Origin of the sequence: Shewanella sp. Isolate13, assembly GCF_022398325.1 — a bacterium.
Lineage (GTDB): Bacteria > Pseudomonadota > Gammaproteobacteria > Enterobacterales > Shewanellaceae > Shewanella.
In genome coordinates, this window is the sequence record NZ_JAKEVD010000022.1 from 23,731 (window position 1) to 40,713 (window position 16,983).

General features: G+C 43.0%; 15 protein-coding genes. 7 read left to right on the forward strand and 8 right to left on the reverse strand.

The features are described from left to right. Window positions 1-326 precede the first annotated feature (326 nt). The 3 genes from L1D44_RS14205 to L1D44_RS14215 form a co-directional block, all read right to left on the reverse strand. Window positions 327-575, reverse strand: coding sequence for a type II toxin-antitoxin system Phd/YefM family antitoxin (locus tag L1D44_RS14205; protein WP_239891619.1), 249 nt, complete (start codon window positions 573-575; stop codon window positions 327-329). Between the two features lie 361 nt (window positions 576-936). Then, the gene (locus L1D44_RS14210) at window positions 937-1,470 is read right to left on the reverse strand and encodes a GNAT family N-acetyltransferase (RefSeq protein WP_239891621.1); all 534 of its coding nucleotides are present in this window, start codon (window positions 1,468-1,470) and stop codon (window positions 937-939) included. Next, window positions 1,467-1,736, reverse strand: coding sequence for a DUF1778 domain-containing protein (locus L1D44_RS14215; protein ID WP_239891623.1), 270 nt, complete (start codon window positions 1,734-1,736; stop codon window positions 1,467-1,469). Before L1D44_RS14215 ends, L1D44_RS14210 begins: the two co-directional genes overlap by 4 nt. Before the next feature lie 1,160 nt (window positions 1,737-2,896). Here L1D44_RS14215 and L1D44_RS14220 point away from each other — a divergent pair. The 7 genes from L1D44_RS14220 to rfbC all read left to right on the forward strand — a co-directional run bounded on the left by L1D44_RS14220 (window position 2,897) and on the right by rfbC (window position 12,268). Further along, window positions 2,897-3,259, forward strand: coding sequence for a helix-turn-helix domain-containing protein (locus tag L1D44_RS14220; protein WP_239891625.1), 363 nt, complete (start codon window positions 2,897-2,899; stop codon window positions 3,257-3,259). Between the two features lie 802 nt (window positions 3,260-4,061). After that, a complete protein-coding gene (locus L1D44_RS14225) occupies window positions 4,062-6,005 on the forward strand; it encodes a nucleoside-diphosphate sugar epimerase/dehydratase (RefSeq protein WP_239891628.1) in 1,944 nt (647 codons plus the stop codon). A gap of 187 nt (window positions 6,006-6,192) precedes the next feature. Beyond that, window positions 6,193-7,086 carry a glucose-1-phosphate thymidylyltransferase RfbA gene (rfbA, locus tag L1D44_RS14230; RefSeq protein WP_275660487.1) on the forward strand — a complete coding sequence of 298 codons (894 nt, stop codon included), beginning with the start codon at window positions 6,193-6,195 and terminating at the stop codon, window positions 7,084-7,086. Between the two features lie 311 nt (window positions 7,087-7,397). After that, the gene (gene rfbB / locus L1D44_RS14235; protein ID WP_239891630.1) at window positions 7,398-8,432 is read left to right on the forward strand and encodes a dTDP-glucose 4,6-dehydratase; all 1,035 of its coding nucleotides are present in this window, start codon (window positions 7,398-7,400) and stop codon (window positions 8,430-8,432) included. A gap of 435 nt (window positions 8,433-8,867) precedes the next feature. Beyond that, complete coding sequence (locus L1D44_RS14240) at window positions 8,868-10,034, forward strand: nucleotide sugar dehydrogenase (RefSeq protein WP_239891711.1); 1,167 nt, start codon at window positions 8,868-8,870, stop codon at window positions 10,032-10,034. Window positions 10,035-10,448: 414 nt separating this feature from the next. Then, on the forward strand, window positions 10,449-11,459 hold the full coding sequence (locus L1D44_RS14245; protein ID WP_239891632.1) for an NAD-dependent epimerase: 1,011 nt from the start codon (window positions 10,449-10,451) through the stop codon (window positions 11,457-11,459). 269 nt (window positions 11,460-11,728) lie between these two features. Next, a complete protein-coding gene (gene rfbC / locus L1D44_RS14250; RefSeq protein WP_239891713.1) occupies window positions 11,729-12,268 on the forward strand; it encodes a dTDP-4-dehydrorhamnose 3,5-epimerase in 540 nt (179 codons plus the stop codon). A 254-nt stretch (window positions 12,269-12,522) separates the two neighbouring features. Here rfbC and L1D44_RS14255 read toward each other — a convergent pair whose 3' ends face one another. The 5 genes from L1D44_RS14255 to L1D44_RS14275 all read right to left on the reverse strand — a co-directional run bounded on the left by L1D44_RS14255 (window position 12,523) and on the right by L1D44_RS14275 (window position 16,973). Beyond that, window positions 12,523-12,930, reverse strand: a complete 408-nt coding sequence (locus L1D44_RS14255) for a DUF86 domain-containing protein (protein ID WP_239891634.1) — start codon at window positions 12,928-12,930, stop codon at window positions 12,523-12,525. Beyond that, the gene (locus L1D44_RS14260) at window positions 12,923-13,348 is read right to left on the reverse strand and encodes a nucleotidyltransferase domain-containing protein (RefSeq protein ID WP_239891636.1); all 426 of its coding nucleotides are present in this window, start codon (window positions 13,346-13,348) and stop codon (window positions 12,923-12,925) included. Before L1D44_RS14260 ends, L1D44_RS14255 begins: the two co-directional genes overlap by 8 nt. A gap of 409 nt (window positions 13,349-13,757) precedes the next feature. Continuing rightward, a complete protein-coding gene (locus tag L1D44_RS14265; RefSeq protein WP_239891638.1) occupies window positions 13,758-15,020 on the reverse strand; it encodes a CDP-glycerol glycerophosphotransferase family protein in 1,263 nt (420 codons plus the stop codon). Beyond that, window positions 15,020-15,472 carry an adenylyltransferase/cytidyltransferase family protein gene (locus tag L1D44_RS14270; RefSeq protein WP_239891642.1) on the reverse strand — a complete coding sequence of 151 codons (453 nt, stop codon included), beginning with the start codon at window positions 15,470-15,472 and terminating at the stop codon, window positions 15,020-15,022. The genes L1D44_RS14265 and L1D44_RS14270 overlap by 1 nt, the downstream gene beginning before the upstream one ends. A gap of 64 nt (window positions 15,473-15,536) precedes the next feature. Continuing rightward, window positions 15,537-16,973: an NDP-sugar synthase gene (locus L1D44_RS14275; protein ID WP_239891644.1), complete on the reverse strand. Its 1,437-nt coding sequence runs from the start codon at window positions 16,971-16,973 to the stop codon at window positions 15,537-15,539. Window positions 16,974-16,983 lie beyond the last annotated feature (10 nt).

Genomic DNA, 16,983 nt, shown 5'->3' on the forward strand with positions numbered 1-16,983 from the left:
TTAATAAAGCAACATTACCTAGTTGCTCTGAATAAAACGAATACCTCCTCCACTCGGGATAAATAAAATTATTTTATATCTTAGTCAAAATAGCCTCAAATGGTTCTATAGTTAAAGGCTTTTCAGCTTTAAGCGCAGGAGTTTGATAAGCTCTCTGAGCTTAAATGGAAATAATGGTGTTTTTACCGTGCGGTAGAATAGTCCTAAGTATAGAGAGCAGGCTGGCGTTAAACCGCTATAGTCAAATCTTGGGCATCGCTTTTTTGTACTCGAAACATTGCACCTAGCTTGCTGCACGCTTTAAATGCGATCTTTTTGAAATCAGCTTACAAGTCATGGATGTTTACCGAAATCGTTTCTTCATTTTCTCGCTCCGCAGCAAGAGATAACAATTCTAAATCTTCAAGACGATCCATAAGTAACTCATAAGCTTCTGCTGGTACACAATAAAATGCTGGCTCATTTCTGTTCAGAACAGCAACTGCTTCGCCATATGCACTTGAGGCAACTTTCATTGGATTAGCTTTAAACTCGGTAATACTTGCTGCTACATCAGCTAAAATTCTTGTCGTCATAGCGGTCTCTAATTAAGTTGTTTATTCGGTCATTATGGCGTGTCATTGTGGCTTGGAGAAGTGAACAGTGTGATTTGTTACATTCGACGTTGCAGGTTTATCGTTATGTTTGTTTAGGAAGCAAGCTACCTAATTCGATAGAACACCCTAGGTCGTTACATCTAGAACTGCTATTTGCTCCACAACTCCACGCTAGCCTTCAAATGCTAGGTTAAAATAACGTGTAAAAATTAACGTATAAGGTATACGTGGTAGTTTGGCATAACATGTAAAACCTAATAGGTTAAAAAATCATTCAAAAATTAACCTATCATGTTTTAATGTCACTCTTGATAACCTAATTTTTTCAAAAGTTGTTAACTCATTGGTTAAACAGTCTTTCTATCGTTTTCATTGGCAGAAACATGCGAACGCGTCCATTATGTTCACACAATACTTCAAAGCCAAATTTTGTATAGAATGCCTGTGCTGGATCAGTGAGGCAGTCCACCACAATAGCATATGCTCTCATATGTTGGTTAACCTCCCAAAGGTACTTCAGTGCTCGGATTAAACTGATTTTCCCTAGCCCTGAGCCGTGAAATTCCTTATGCACGGCTAATTGAGCTAAAAGAAACACTGGAATTGGGTATCGAGGAAGCTTCTTTGCGAGTTGCGCAGGTAAGGTTTCTCGACTGATTGAGCTAGGCGCAACACTGTAAAATGCGCATATTGCAAACTTCTGATTAAGCAATGGCTGAGCACTCGGTAGGATCATAGTTCGACTAATGCCTGCTTCCATATGCTTTGCTGCTTGAGTTTTGATAAATGTATTTAGCTCTTGCTCACCACAGTCGAATGAGTTGCGGTCGTGATATGATTTACTCAGTTCTACGAACTCTTTGCCCCAACTCACTTGATACCACTCTCATCTGTGAATTTTACAGCTGCCAACAAAGCTTGATTTGGCGCTTTTGCCTTGTCACAAGCAGCTATAAATGTGTCGAAGATATTATCTTGAACCACGATTTTTTCGTGCTCTTCAATTACCTGTGTTGCATCTTCGTCCATAAGCCTAACGATATATTCAGTTAAACTTTTCAGACCAAGCAATGCTGACGCTTTTTCAGCTTTCGCCTTTATTTCTTCATCAAGACGGATATCTAAACGTGCTGTTGCCATAACTCCTCCAGTGTACGGACGTATTCCGTAACATCAGAAATTATAATTCAAATAATGATTACATTCAATTTGTACGGAAAGATTACGGATTTAAAAAGTAATGATTTCGATGCGATACTGAGACACGTAAATTGGTCGGGAGCTGAGTTCAGATAATTTTTAGTGTGGCAAAGGCACAGCTGTTACTTCAGGAAGTCTTCTCGATATAGGGCGCATCAATTTCAAATATTAGACGGGGAGCATTGTGGCCTAGCATTTGAGATCCGTATAGCCGGGAGCATGTGGTGCAATACTGCTGTCGTATGCCGACTCCTGATCGGCCAGCATATCGATGCCGAGCATATCGGTCATGATATTGACACCGACGGGAGGGAACGGGTCGGCAATGATGGCTAAAAAGGCGCATCGATATTAACGGCTAACTTGATGCGCCATTTCTCCATCAACATAGCGGGTTTTACCGCTGATACGTGGTTACTTTCAGCCGTATAAGCGGCAGTGAGCGTGAGTGTTATCGCTTTTTCATCTCAGTCTACACTGTCTCAAAGGCACTGAAATCGACCGTTTTCAGTCTCATGCAGATGGGGCAGGGCGCAGAAAATCCTTAAATCTAAAGGGAAATGGCGGCATTTTCGTTGTTCGGTAAAATAGCGCTAACCATTCCCCTTATTTTTTAATGTTTATTTTCAATTGCTTATTTTGTTGTGGCGTGGTGGGTGGGGGACGTTTTTCAGTGCAATAGGCAGACTCATAATCACATCATAAAGTGATGAGAATCAGTGTGTAATCGACTCAAAGCGCTGCGTATATGGATCATAAGCAAACTATGCTCGAGATCTTATTGAGCAACATTGTTATTTCGGTACGTTCATCACTCGCCAATAAACTGGGCCGGTTAATCCGCAAATGACAGCGAGGGAGCTGAACATCTCGAGGCGATTTCGAGTGGAAGTGACTGCCTTTCATGGGGGACTTTAGGGTCATTAATGACTTAAAAACCTCTTTAATGTGTTATATTGGGTTCATTAAGTCCGTTTTTTGTATGTTAATGTGTCATTATTGGTTCAATAATGGTTGAGCTGATACATCGTGATAAAAAGATCCGCTTCAGTGTCTCTATGTTAGGTTATTTAAAATCATGAGCGAAGGCAGGCGTAATAATGGAAAAGGTATCTGATAGTATGGGGCGTCCTTCTCTGCGTGCTAAACGCTCAAATATTGACGTTAATGAAAAAGATGCACTGATGTTGGCAGTGAGCCGTGAGCTGTTAACGGGCCGAAAAACACCAGGGCAAGCACTTAAGTTTTTACGGGTTGAAATGTTATCGGTTAACCAAGAACAATATGCACGGATGGTTGGTGTCACACGAAAGATACTCTCTGAAATCGAAGGAGATAAGTCAAAAGCAAATGTTTACGTGCTTAATAAGGTGCTAAGAGGCGTGGGCCTGTGTGTCTCTATCTTACCCAGAGATAACTATATAAAAGATAAGCTATTCAATGAAGACAACAATCTTGGTTAGCCTTTGAGTTTTACGCAATGGTGGGCAAAGAGGGAGGAGTTAAGTGTATTCGGCTAAATCAGGATAATATGTGTTGATGTCATTCTGAACAAAAGGACAGCTTTCCTAAATTCGCCATAATTCAGGTTGGTGTTAATTAACGAAGCGAAACCCAAAACTAGCCGACTCAACGCGATTAGATACCAAAAAGCAACAAACGGTGAGCCTTGAGTCGGTTTATTGCTTACTTAGATTACATCATATTGCGGCGCTGACATGCTCTTCAGGTTAAATCAAAAGTGTTTTTAATTACGTTTAATCACTCAAGTGAATAGTACGACTTTGGCAGAGAACTGCTGGAATAGTAAGACTTCTTCCCTAAGCTGTGTAGTCGATTGGCCATGCGCATTTTACCAGAACAGTGCTGTTATCATATTGAGCCTGTACTGATTTAATTGCTACCTCCTTCGTGGCTTAACTTGAGATAGTGTTGATATCGTTAACTATGGTCGTTTGCTGCGATTAGTTTATCAATAAGAAAGTCCCAGGCTTATCGCACTGCGGCTTAAGTTTGCTCGCATTGTTGTAAGTGAAGCAGGGGCAATGGATGGTACATCATCGTTGAAGATGTGTGCTATTTGCTGCTCCTCTATGATCTTAGGAGTTTAGAGGATAAAATTTAGAGCAAAACGGGTAATTTTTCGTTTAGTACTAGCAGTACTTTGGTATTGATATATGGTAGTATCTGCTTGGTTGTATCATCATTTCTTTAGTAATTTAGTAGTCATCTCTTATGAAGCCTTCTTGCCAAATGGAGCAAAAAATGGACTTTTTGCAATGCTTGTTTTCATTAAAACGAGTGGAAAAACGAATTGTTAGCGTGTTAATTGACTCGTTATTTTTAGTTATCGCGTTTTGGGCGGCAGTACTTGTCCGTGTTGATGATATCAGTGCGCTGACGAACGGCACATATTGGTTACTGATCGCAAGCGTTGTGCCGCTGAGTATTCTAGGCTTTGCAAAATTAGGCCTATATCGTGCGGTACTGCGTTATATGGGATTGCAAGCTCTGAGCGCTATTTTATTGGGCGTCGTCGTCTCTACAGTCAGCTTAGTATTGGCTGCTTATTATTTTGATTCACAACTTCCTCGAACCGTACCCGTTATTTACTCCGCATTTGCACTGGTTTTTATTGGTGGCACACGAACCATGGTACGTGCGCTAGTTGGCACGGGGATGAAACGTAACGGTGAGCCGGTGATTATTTACGGTGCTGGTGTAAGTGGTCGCCAACTGGTAACGGCGCTAGTACAAAGCCATGAATATTATCCATTTGCTTTCGTTGATGATGATAAGTCATTACATGGCACGGTCATTCAAGGTGTACACGTACATTCGCCATCGATTATGCGTAAGCTCATAAGAGAAAAGCAGGCAACTAAGGTGCTGCTAGCACTGCCTAGCGCGTCGCGTTCGCGCCGAAAAGAGATTTTATTATCATTAGAACAACTCGCTGTGCAGGTACTCACCTTACCGGCCATGGCCGATCTAGTGAGCGGTAACAAACTTTATAGTGACATTAAAGAAGTCGAAATTGATGATCTTCTAGGCCGCGACAGTGTTAAGCCACGCGATGATCTGATGACGGCTAATATCCAGAATAAAGTGGTGATGGTGACCGGCGCGGGTGGCTCTATTGGCTCTGAGTTATGTCGACAGATTATTAAGCAATCACCAAAGAAACTGGTGTTATTTGAGCTATCTGAGTTTGGGTTATATTCAATCGAGCGAGAGCTTTCAGCTTTGGCTTTAGGGCTCGGGCTAGATGTTGAAATCTACCCAATGTTGGGTTCTGTACAGCGAGAGAATCGTATACAAGCAGTTATGGAAGCGTTTGAAGTGCAAACGGTTTACCATGCCGCGGCCTATAAGCATGTGCCGTTAGTTGAACATAACGTAGTAGAAGGTGTGCGCAATAATGTGTTTGGTACCCTTTATACTGCACAAGCGGCAATCGCCGCAAAAGTAGAGACATTTGTGCTTATTTCTACGGATAAAGCGGTTCGCCCAACCAATGTGATGGGGACTACAAAGCGATTGGCCGAACTTGCTTTGCAAGCATTAGCAAACGAATCGCATTCAACACGTTTTTGCATGGTGCGTTTTGGTAATGTGCTTGGTTCATCGGGTTCAGTAGTGCCATTGTTTAGAAAGCAAATTGCTGCTGGTGGCCCTGTTACGGTAACCCACCCAGAAATTACCCGCTTCTTTATGACGATACCAGAAGCGTCGCAATTGGTGATTCAAGCTGGCGCGATGGGTAAGGGCGGTGACGTATTTGTTTTAGACATGGGCAGTTCAGTTAAAATCGTTGATCTCGCGGCAAAAATGATCCGCTTAAGTGGCTTTGAAGTTAAAGATGATATTAATCCTGAGGGGGATATTGATATCGAATTTAGTGGTCTCCGCCCAGGAGAGAAGCTGTATGAAGAGCTGTTAATTGGTGATGATGTGACAGGCACGAACCATGAGCGGATCATGACAGCGAATGAATCATATCTGCCTTGGCATGAGCTTGAAATCATCCTAAAGCGACTAGATACAGCATGTCATGAGTTTCAGCATGAAGCGATCAGGGAGATCCTACTGAGTGCACCTACCGGGTTTAATCCTACTGATGGCATATGCGATTTAGTTTGGCAACAACGTGAAGGTGAGCGTCAGCAGAGTAGCAAAGATGAAAATGTGCTTTCTATCGTTTCTTAAATTAACGGTTTGAACATAGCAAAGCCAGCTCATTGAGTTGGCTTTGTTGCTTTTTGGCGGAATGATTTAATTGCTGAGGCCTATCTTGTGCTCGTACTGTATTAAACGTTTTTGTCTATTTGGCCTATCCTACAGAATACTGTTTCAAACATGTATTTTATAATATGTTTAATTACGAGTGTTGACCTTGAGAATTACCGCTAATAGCCAAGCTATTACCAAAGGGATTGTGTTAGCTGGTGGGACGGGTTCACGTCTTTACCCTATTACGCGAGGAGTGTCTAAACAGCTGCTCCCCGTTTACGATAAACCGATGATCTATTATCCTCTGTCGGTGTTAATGCTTGCCGGAATTCGGGATGTGTTGATTATTACCACGCCAGAGGAGCAGATGCTGTTTCAGCGTCTGCTCGGTGATGGTAGTGATTTTGGCATTCACCTGTCTTTTGCTGTTCAAGCGAAACCCGAAGGCATTGCTCAAGCGTTTGTGATTGCGGAAGACTTCATTGGTAACGATAATGTCAGCCTTATACTTGGCGATAATATCTTTTATGGTCAAGGCTTTAGTGAAGCTTTAAAGGCTGCGGCTAATAAGCAATCTGGCGCCACTATATTGGCGTATCAGGTACAGCAACCTGAGCGATTCGGTGTAGTAGAATTTGATCATTCATTTAACGCTGTATCTATTGAAGAAAAGCCCACTCAGCCCAAGTCTAACTGGGCGGTAACTGGACTCTATTTTTATGATAACCGTGTTATTGAAATCGCTAAAGGCTTAAGTCTATCCTCTCGTGGCGAGTTAGAAGTTACAGAAATTAATCAAGCTTATTTAGACCAAGGTCTGCTTCAGATTGAGCTGCTCGGTCGCGGTTTTGCTTGGTTAGATACCGGCACTTTTGACAGTCTGCAGCAAGCCTCCTCTTTTGTGCAAACCATCGAAACGGTGCAAGGTTTGAAAATCGCCTGTTTAGAAGAGATTGGTTGGCGAAGTGGTTGGTTATCTGATGGCGATATTGAGCGTCTTGCACTGCCTATGCTGGGTAATAGTTATGGGCAGTATTTGCTATCTTTAATTGAATGAACAAAGAGGGTTCTAGGTCAAAGCTATGAAGATCCTAGCCCCTAGGAAAAGCAAAGACTAATAAGCAACAGCTGGAAAGTGCTACAAGGTCAAAGGTGCTACTGTTTTGCTTTTGATTTTCTAGTAGGCCGAAGGCCGTCCTCGGAGCGAAGCGTCCTAGCGTATTGTTTTAAAGTAGGTCGGCATTTATGCCGTCAGTTGTTTTGGGTTTGTAAGTGATGTTGAAGGGCTAAAGCCCAACCTACAAATATACTGTAGGTATGTGCTTGTGCCATAGTTTTTAGCTTTAATCTTATTTTGGTTGGTAGTAAATGGGTAGAGTTATTTTAATCACCGGTGGGGCTGGGTTTATTGGTTCTGCGTTAGTACGATTTTTAATTGAAAATACAAATTGCTTTGTGGTCAATTATGACAAATTAACCTATGCCAGTAATTTAGAGTCTTTAGCGAGTATCGAGTCTTCTAATCGCTATCACTTCGTACATGGTGATATTTGCGATAAAGTGCAGCTCACCAGTATATTAAGTCAGTTTACTCCGGATATTATCATGCACTTGGCTGCCGAGAGTCACGTTGACCGTTCAATTGATGGGCCTGCTGACTTTATGCAAACGAATATCATAGGTACCTATACCCTGCTTGAGGCTTGTCGTGAATACTACTCTTCGCTGAAAGACGAGAAAAAATATGGGTTTCGTTTTCACCACATTTCAACAGATGAGGTATATGGTGATCTAGCAGAGGGTGAACTGTTTACCGAGAAGTCCAGTTATGCTCCTAGTTCCCCTTATTCAGCCAGCAAGGCGGCTTCGGATCATTTAGTTCGAGCTTGGTATAGAACTTACGGTCTCCCTGTGGTTTTATCCAATTGCTCAAACAACTATGGCCCTTTCCAGCATAACGAAAAGCTCATTCCTCAAACCATCATGAATGCGCTAATTGGTAAACCTATTCCTATTTACGGTAATGGCTTACAAGTCAGAGATTGGTTATACGTTGAAGATCATGTTAGAGCGCTTTATAGCGTCTTGTGTGATGGTGAGATAGGGGAAACCTACAACATCGGTGGTAATTGTGAAAAACGTAATATCGATGTTGTAAACACCATTTGTGAGCTATTGGAAAAACTCGTTCCGGGCAATGTTAACTCACTGGCTGCTAGTGGTAATGCCCTCGGGTTTAAAAGCTTAATTACTTATGTAGACGATAGACCAGGGCATGACGTTCGTTATGCGATTGATTCGAATAAGATCCAACGTGAATTAGGTTGGAAGCCTATTGAGTCTTTTGAATCAGGTGTTAGGAAGACGATAGCGTGGTATGTAAATGAGGCCGGTAAAGTCTAAGACGGTACAAGCAGAGAAGGAAAAGCGAAACGGCCTGTGGCCTGACGGTATACGGAACGTTTGCAGGCTCGCTTACGGAACGCTTTGCTGACTTTTCAGGCTGAAAAGTGCACAGTACTTTTAGGGCGTAACTTCGTCACCGGGAGAACGTCGCTACGCTCCTTCTAGGTTCTAGGGAAAGTGAGGCCAACTTACATAAAGAAAGTTCTAGAGAAAGCTAAGACGATTAAAAGCTGGTAAAGCAGGAAAGCAACGAAGTGGACGTTTAGGGGCTTTGTTTTCTGCTTCCCTTGCAGGCCGGAGAGCGCTCTAGCAGTGAGCCTGCGAACGTCCTAGGCTCTAGAACCTGATTAGCTTTTACAAATGTGAGTCCATAACAAGACTTTGTTGTTATTGAGTGTTATTTTACACCGACAATATTTTGCTGGTTTTATGATGAAAGTTGCTATAGCAGGGACAGGCTATGTCGGTCTGTCAAACGCAGTATTATTGGCGCAAAAGAACTCCGTCGTGGCTGTTGATATTGTTGCTGAGAAAGTGGAGATGATTAACCAAGGTCGATCACCTATAGCCGATGTTGAGATAGAAGATTATCTGAGTAACCATCAGCTTGATTTAACTGCTACATTAGACAAACAGTTAGCGTATCAAGGTGCAGACTATGTGGTTATTGCAACACCTACCGATTACGATACCCAGACTAACTACTTTAATACTGCATCGGTTGAAGCTGTCATTCAAGATGTGTTAGCCATTAGCCCAAATGCGGTCATGGTGATAAAATCGACTGTGCCTGTAGGTTATACCGAGTCAGTTAAGCAGAAGTTTAATACGCAAAACATCATCTTCTCACCTGAGTTTTTACGTGAAGGCCGCGCGCTTTACGATAACTTACATCCTTCACGTATCATTATCGGGGAGCGCTCAGAACGAGCTGAAGTATTCGCTAACTTACTGAGTGACGCTGCGGTTAAACAGAATATCGATATCCTTTATACCAATTCGACTGAAGCCGAAGCCGTTAAGCTGTTCTCTAATACCTACCTTGCGATGCGTGTAGCCTACTTCAACGAGCTAGACAGTTACGCAGAATCTCATGGTTTAGATTCACGCCAAATCATTGAAGGTGTCGGCTTAGATCCACGAATTGGTAGCCATTATAACAATCCATCTTTTGGTTACGGTGGTTACTGCCTGCCGAAAGATACTAAGCAACTGCGTGCAAACTATCAGAATGTGCCAAATAGCCTGATTAGCGCAATTGTTGATGCTAACTCCACTCGTAAAGATTTTATTGCCGATTCTATTATTAAGAAGCAGCCTAAAGTAGTGGGTATCTACCGCCTAATTATGAAGTCAGGTTCAGATAATTTTCGTGCTTCATCTATTCAAGGCATTATGAAGCGCATAAAAGCTAAGGGAATCGAAGTTGTGGTATTTGAGCCAGTGCTTAATGAGCCTGAGTTTTTTAACTCGCGTGTAATGCAAGATTTGAATGAATTTAAACAGCTTTCAGATGTCATAGTGTCAAACCGTATGGTTGATGACTTGGCTGATGTCGCTGAAAAGGTTTATACAAGAGATCTGTTTGGGTCGGATTGATTAAAAGCTAAGAAGGGCGCTGCGCTTCTAGGACGTGACTTCGTCACTGCGAGAGCGTCGTGTTGCGACTTCTAGATTCTAGGTTAAAGCAAAGCCGGAACAAGCAGAGACGGAAAAGCGGAACGGCCTTTGCCCTAACGGTATACGGAACGCTTCGCTGACTGTTGGGAGCTAAGAAGGGCGCTGCGCTTCTAGAGCGTGACTACGTCACTTCGAGAGCGTCGCGTTGCGACTTCTAGATTCTAGGTACAGGCTAAGACGAATAAGTAGAAATTAGAAGAGAATAAGAAAGGTTACTGGTGGCGCCTCTGGGCATTTGACTTTCCTAGTAGGCCGGGGGCCGTCCTCGCAGTGAGCTTGCGAACGCTCTCGTAGCGAAGCGTCCTAGAACCTTCTTTAACAAAAGAGATTTTTATGAAGTATTTAGTAACAGGTGCGGCAGGTTTTATTGGTTCAAAAGTCAGTGAACGTTTATGCGCCGCAGGTCATGAAGTGGTTGGCATCGACAATATCAATGATTACTATGACGTAAACTTAAAATTAGATCGCCTTAAAAATTTGGAGCCACAGGCTCTTTTTTCATTTAAGAAGTTAGACTTAGCAGACAGAGAAGGCATTGCCGCTCTGTTCGCTGAAGAGGGATTTGATAGAGTGATCCACTTGGCTGCGCAAGCCGGAGTTCGCTACTCTATTGATAACCCAATGGCCTATGCCGATAGTAACTTAGTCGGGCATCTGACCATTTTAGAAGGTTGTCGTCAGTATAAGATCCAACATCTAGTCTATGCGTCATCGAGCTCTGTTTATGGCCTTAATTCAAAAATGCCGTTTTCAACCGATGACAGTGTCGATCATCCTATATCTCTGTATGCGGCGACCAAGAAAGCCAATGAGTTGATGTCACATACCTATTCTCATCTTTATGGTGTACCAACAACCGGCCTGCGCTTCTTTACTGTTTATGGTCCTTGGAGTCGCCCAGATATGGCTATGCTTAAGTTCACTAATAAAATCGTGAAAGGCGAAGCTATTGATGTTTATAACCACGGTAATTTGAGCCGCGATTTCACCTATATCGATGATATTGTAGAAGGTATCATCCGTATTCAAGACAGTATTCCTGCTGCTAATCCAGATTGGAATGCTGCTGAGGCAACTCCTGCGACTAGCTCTGCACCGTACCGTGTGTTCAATATCGGTAATGGTAGCCCAGTTAAGTTGATGGATTACATCTCTGCACTTGAGAAGTCATTGGGTATTGAAGCCATTAAAAACATGATGGATATGCAACCTGGTGATGTACACTCAACTTGGGCTGATACTGAAGATCTATTTAAGACTGTTGGTTACAAGCCACAAACTAGCGTCGAAGAGGGCGTACAAAAGTTTGTTGAGTGGTATAAAGAGTATTATCTTAAAAGCTGAGAAGGTTAAAAGCCGGAACAAGCAAAGACGGAAAAGCGGAACGGCCTTCGGCCTGACGGTTAAAGGCTAAGAAGGTCGCTGCGCCTTTAGGTTAAAAGCGAAGCGTTCGTCTTAGCCTTTGACTTTGCTTTTGACTTTCTAGCAGGCCAAAGGCCGCTCTCGAAGCGAAGCGTCCTCGTAGTGAGCTTGCGAACGTCCTAGAATCTAAGACCTTCTATTAACCCTAGAATCTAGAACCTTCTTTTACTACGTTATTTTAAAAGAGCATGATGAAATTAATCCCGACTACCATTCCTGATGTGCTGCTGTTTGAACCGAAAGTATTTGGTGATGAACGTGGCTTCTTCATGGAAACCTTTCGTCAATCAGAGTTTGAGGCGTTATTTGCCGAAGTGGGTATGGCTTATCCGAGCTTTGTGCAGGAGAATATGAGCCGTTCGGCTAAAAATGTACTACGTGGGCTGCATTATCAAGAAGTACATCCCCAAGGTAAGCTTATTCGAGTGACTGCTGGTAGTATTTTCGACGTTGCTGTCGATATTCGCAAAGGCTCAAAAACCTATGGTCAGTGGTTTGGGCAAGTGTTGTCTGCTGAAAACCGCCTGCAGATGTACATCCCACCGGGCTTTGCCCACGGCTTTTTAACCTTGAGCGATCATGCTGACATTATCTACAAATGCACTGATTATTATGCGCCTGAGTTTGAGAAGTGTATTGCTTGGAATGATCCTCAATTAAATATTCAATGGCCGTTAGAAGCGGGCGTAGAGCCGATTTTGTCGGAGAAGGATGGGAAGGCGCTGCGCTGACGGTTAAAAGCTAAGAAGGGCGCTGCGCTTCGAGAGCGTCGCGTTGCGACTTCTAGATTCTAGGTTAAAGCAAAGACGATACAAGCTGAGATGGGAAAGCTGAACAAGCAAAGACGCTGTTGTTTTTTGCTTTTGATTTCCTAGCAGGCCGAAGGCCGTCCTCGCAGTGGGTTTACGAACGCCCTAGGTCCTAGAGCCTTATTTATTCAGTGAGCCTGTGAACGTTCCGTCTTCCGTAAGCTAAGCGTTCGTCTTTATTCTTCGAAATTTTTAATTGCTTCAATAAAGTCTTCAAAGTCACTTAAATGATGCTTGATAACATGAATAACAATATCAAGGTTTAGCTCTTGATAGTCGTGTACCGCAATGTTTCTTAGACCCACCATTTTTTTTAGGTTATCAGCTAATGCTTCAGTCACTACATTATTTATTGCTAATAGTGTTAAGCTATCTCGGCTACTTTGCGGTACACCGTATTTATGCTTGCGGTTTAAATGATTTGCTATATCAATGCAGGCTTCGCAACTACGTTGTAGGTTTAGTATCACACTGTCTTGCAGTGTAAATTCTTGTTTAAATGATGAACCATCACCGTATACATCAACAATACGCTTTAGACAGCGTTTAATAGTGGCTATTTTATTGATGAGAATGTCATTCATCAGTTGCTCCGTTGCTACTGCTATCGTTCGCTTTATTAGAAGTTAAATCAGCCAATATCATGCTTCTTTCTACTTGTAGGTGTTGGTACATGGACATGGTCTTAACCGTAAAATAATTATCGTCATTTTGGCTTCCCCACAGTAATACCCCCTGAGTAATTACTTGCTGGCACAATACGGTTGACGCGGTATTTAAATCTATTAAATCGACATCTATATTGAGTTCACATGCCAATGTTTGAGCAAGTTGCCAACGGCTGAGGTTATCTAGGGCCTTAGCTGGCAATATAGCAACATCTAAATCACTTTTAGGATGTTGCTCACCACTAGCAAAAGAGCCAAATAAATAGATAAGTTTTACATCTGGGACTTTAGCGAGAATGGAATCAATCAAAAATGTTTTATTTAAATTAAACATAATTATAAAAATAGTCCATGTAACTTTTTGGTTTTGCTCAGTTGAGTGTATCACAGTGAGTTAAAGCTAAGAAGAAGGGCGCTACGTTTCGAGGTTAAAGGCTAAGAAGGTAGAAGCAAAGACGGTTAAAAGCCGGTACAAGCTAAGACGGAAAAGCGGAACGGCCTTTGGCCTTACGGAACACTTCGTTCACGGAGTACGGAACGCTTCGCTTACGGTTAAAGGCAAAGAAGGTTCTAGGCTCTAGGAAAAGCAGGTTCTAGGTACAAGCTGAGACGGTTAAAAGCCGGAACAAGCCAAGACGGGAAAACGGAAAAAGCCAAGACGCTGCTGTTTTTGCTTTTGATTTTCTAGCAGGCCGAAGGCCGTTCTCGAAGCGAAGCGCCCTCGCAGTGAGCCTGCGAACGCCCTAGTATCTACAGCCTATCTTCTCCTCCAACGCTTCAAATGCTGTTGGCGTATCCTTTCCCCAAAAAAGTTCGCTAACGCTTTGGTAGTTCTCTCGGTAGCTTTTCTTTTGCTTGACGATAGCCTCTGGTGCTAATGCCCCTAGTAACTCATTAAAACTCGTGCATTTAGGGGCGATAACAGGGAGCTTTTCGGCGTATTCGTACATATCGCGGCAATCTTGTTGGTAATGCTGTTCATCGAAACGGTAAAAATAGATAGGCGTGCTTAGTGGCAGGGCATCGATAAATAAAGAGGAATAGTCGGTGATAAGCAGATCCACCTCTTGCAAGAAGCCGTATACGTCTTCTAACTGCGAAATATTGATGATATTAGGGTAACTCGTCAGCTCATCTGCCAAGCTTGCCTCATTTGGGTGTAGTCGTAGTAAAAATAGTTGGTTATTAGTAACTAAGTGATTCGATAACTGTTGCCAGTCAAAAGCGCTGCTGTAAGGGTTACCTTGTTTGTGGCTATCGCGCCAAGAGGGGGCATACAGGATGATGCTAGGCTTATCAGCTTGGTCATTGCTCTCGTGAACACTGTGGTAATGGCTTTGGCTCGCACTTTGGCTCGTACCCTGAAGAGCGTTTTGATTGAGTTGCGAGCGCTGGCTTGGGTGAATTATGTAGTAATCGGTTCTTGGATTAGTTGCGCGTAAAAGCTGTGAGCTGTTAAGTCTAAATGCGCTACTAAAGAGGGAGTCGATAAGTGGACTTGGGCTTAACATTAAATCGGGAGTGATGCGTTGCTGGTGGGAAAATAGCCATTGCTTATATAACGTTAAGCTTCCTTTTGGGTTAAACACTTGCGCCATAGGGCCTGTGTTAATGTCGAATTCAATTTTTTTCATCGGCAATCCATGCCATAGATTCACCTTCAGCGCTCCATTTGCAAGCCACTGATTAATATCGCCGATATAACTATTATAGAAGTAGTATTTGGCGGTTAGGGCGTGATAAATCCCCTTCATCGACCAGCGATAATAAACCTCCAAATTTTGACTCTGCAGTTGTTTAATCACATCTTGATCGCCGCTAATCCAGATACAACGGATAAATTTTGTTTGCTGCCAATGTAAATACAAGTATTTACTGTTGTCGCAATACCTTTCCTTGTAGCTACCAAACAGTGCCTTGTTTGAGCTGCGCGGGGAGAGAGCCGAGAGTGTAAATATCAGCTTTCTGATAATCGCTTTTATCCAGTCAAAAATAGCGTGCTGCATTACTTATTTATCTTCTTGGTCGATACTGAACGGTTTGTGTTAGTGTCATTGCTAGCCCCAGTCTTGGGATGCGCTAAATTACTCTTGATCTCGGTGGTCGAGATCTCGCCTGTTCTATCTAAATAGATAACCTCACACAGTATAGATAGTTCGTCAAACTCGCCTTTCCAATCGTCGCCCATACCAAAGATACTGACATCATATTTACAGATATCCTTCGCCTTTTGATTCCAGTGGGTTTCAGGTACAACCATATCCACGTATTTGCAGGCTTCAACAATTTCAGCCCGCTGAAAGTAACTAAAAAATGCGGCCTTTCCCTTCATGGCATTAAACTCATCGGTCGATACCGCCACAATCAGTTTGTCGCCTAGGGCTTTTAAACGCTTAAACAAGCGTACATGGCCGTAGTGAAATAGATCGAATGTGCCATAGGTGATAATCGTTTTCATAATGACTCTCCTCTAAAGGAACTTGCTGAATTTAGTTAAGGCATGGTGCTTCCTAATATCCTGTTCACTCTGAATGTGTTTGTATTTGTTGATGGTTAGCGTAACTAAATGACTGCCTGATGAGCTTAAAATTCTTACTCTTTTGCTTCGATAGCATGAACTCCGTTTCGATAAGTGTTTTTTCCTCGTCGGGAAGGGTAAAGGGCAGTAGTTGCAATGGTCCATATAGTCCGTATTCACTATTGGTGGATTGCTGTTGCGGCTGTAAAAATGGCGTACGCCCAAACAGTTTTAGCTGCCCTGTTATTACGAGGTAGAGCTGGGGAAGCCGACTGAGAAAGAGTGATTTAAGATCCCAGCGCCAGCAGGAGTAAATTCTGTTATTTAGCTCGACTCTTTCTTTTATCCGCCAGCCTTTACTTGAGCCTGTCAGGCTGATCAGCAACAGGAGTGGGGATACGAGCAGCCCCAACATAAACAGAAGCAAGGCACATAATCTATCGAACCGCTTTACTCTGTTATTTGGTGATACGGTATGGTTTATCGCTATGATGCTGTCATCGTTAAGCCTAATGGCTGCCCCTGTCTGTGGTGTTAACAGCATATCTTTGCAGATAATCGCATTGCTCACGTTTAGCCCTTGGCCTACGTAAGAGTCATCGAGAATAATGCAGTTTTTGAGTCTGCATTTAGCTTCTATAAGGCAGTTCTTACCCACAATCACGCTCTGCTCCATGTTAACGCTTTCATCTATCCAGCTGTTATCGCCAATCACTCCCCAAGCGTTCTGCATTCTCAGTTGCCCTGTCTTGGTTTGGCTGCCGATATAAAAACCATTAGCTTCATCAGCGCTACTGCAATAGCGGCCTTTTGGCGTGGCGCCCACGACCTTTTTTAGAGCCATAGCCTGATTGGCCTGCATATATTCATCGAGTGAGTTGAGCATAAAGCAGTCGCCATGTAACACCTGGGTGACTGTGTTACCCATACTGTTTCCCTGAGTCGAGGTCTTATGCTCAGTTTGGTCATTAGAGAGAGGCCAATTGAGCTTCTCTGTCTGCTTTATGGCGGCGGGGAGCATCATTAAGCCTGCATTTTGGTTGTCGAGCTTTGCAATAACAAAGCTTTCGCTCATCTGTTTGCTAAATTGCAAAAACGAATTGATACATGGGCTTCTGAGTATGTCACCGCGGGCAAGTAGGACAGGCTCGGTCTTATCTAGCGCCAGCCTTGGGATGATCTTGGAGGCATCTTCCTGCTCTTTACTCAGAAAATAGTCGACCTCTAAGCCCCAAAGCTCCCCATTACCGACTAAGGCTTTTATTTCGTTAACGTGAGTTGAGATCACCAGCTTTACTCGCTTCACTCCCGCCTCGGCGAGATCTTCTAATGTGTACTCGATAACGCTTTTATTACTGATTGGTAATAAGGCTGGGCAGTAATAACTGCTCAATGGTGCCAGCTCACTGCCGTTACGGTTTGCAAAAATAATCGCTTGCATATGCAACTCC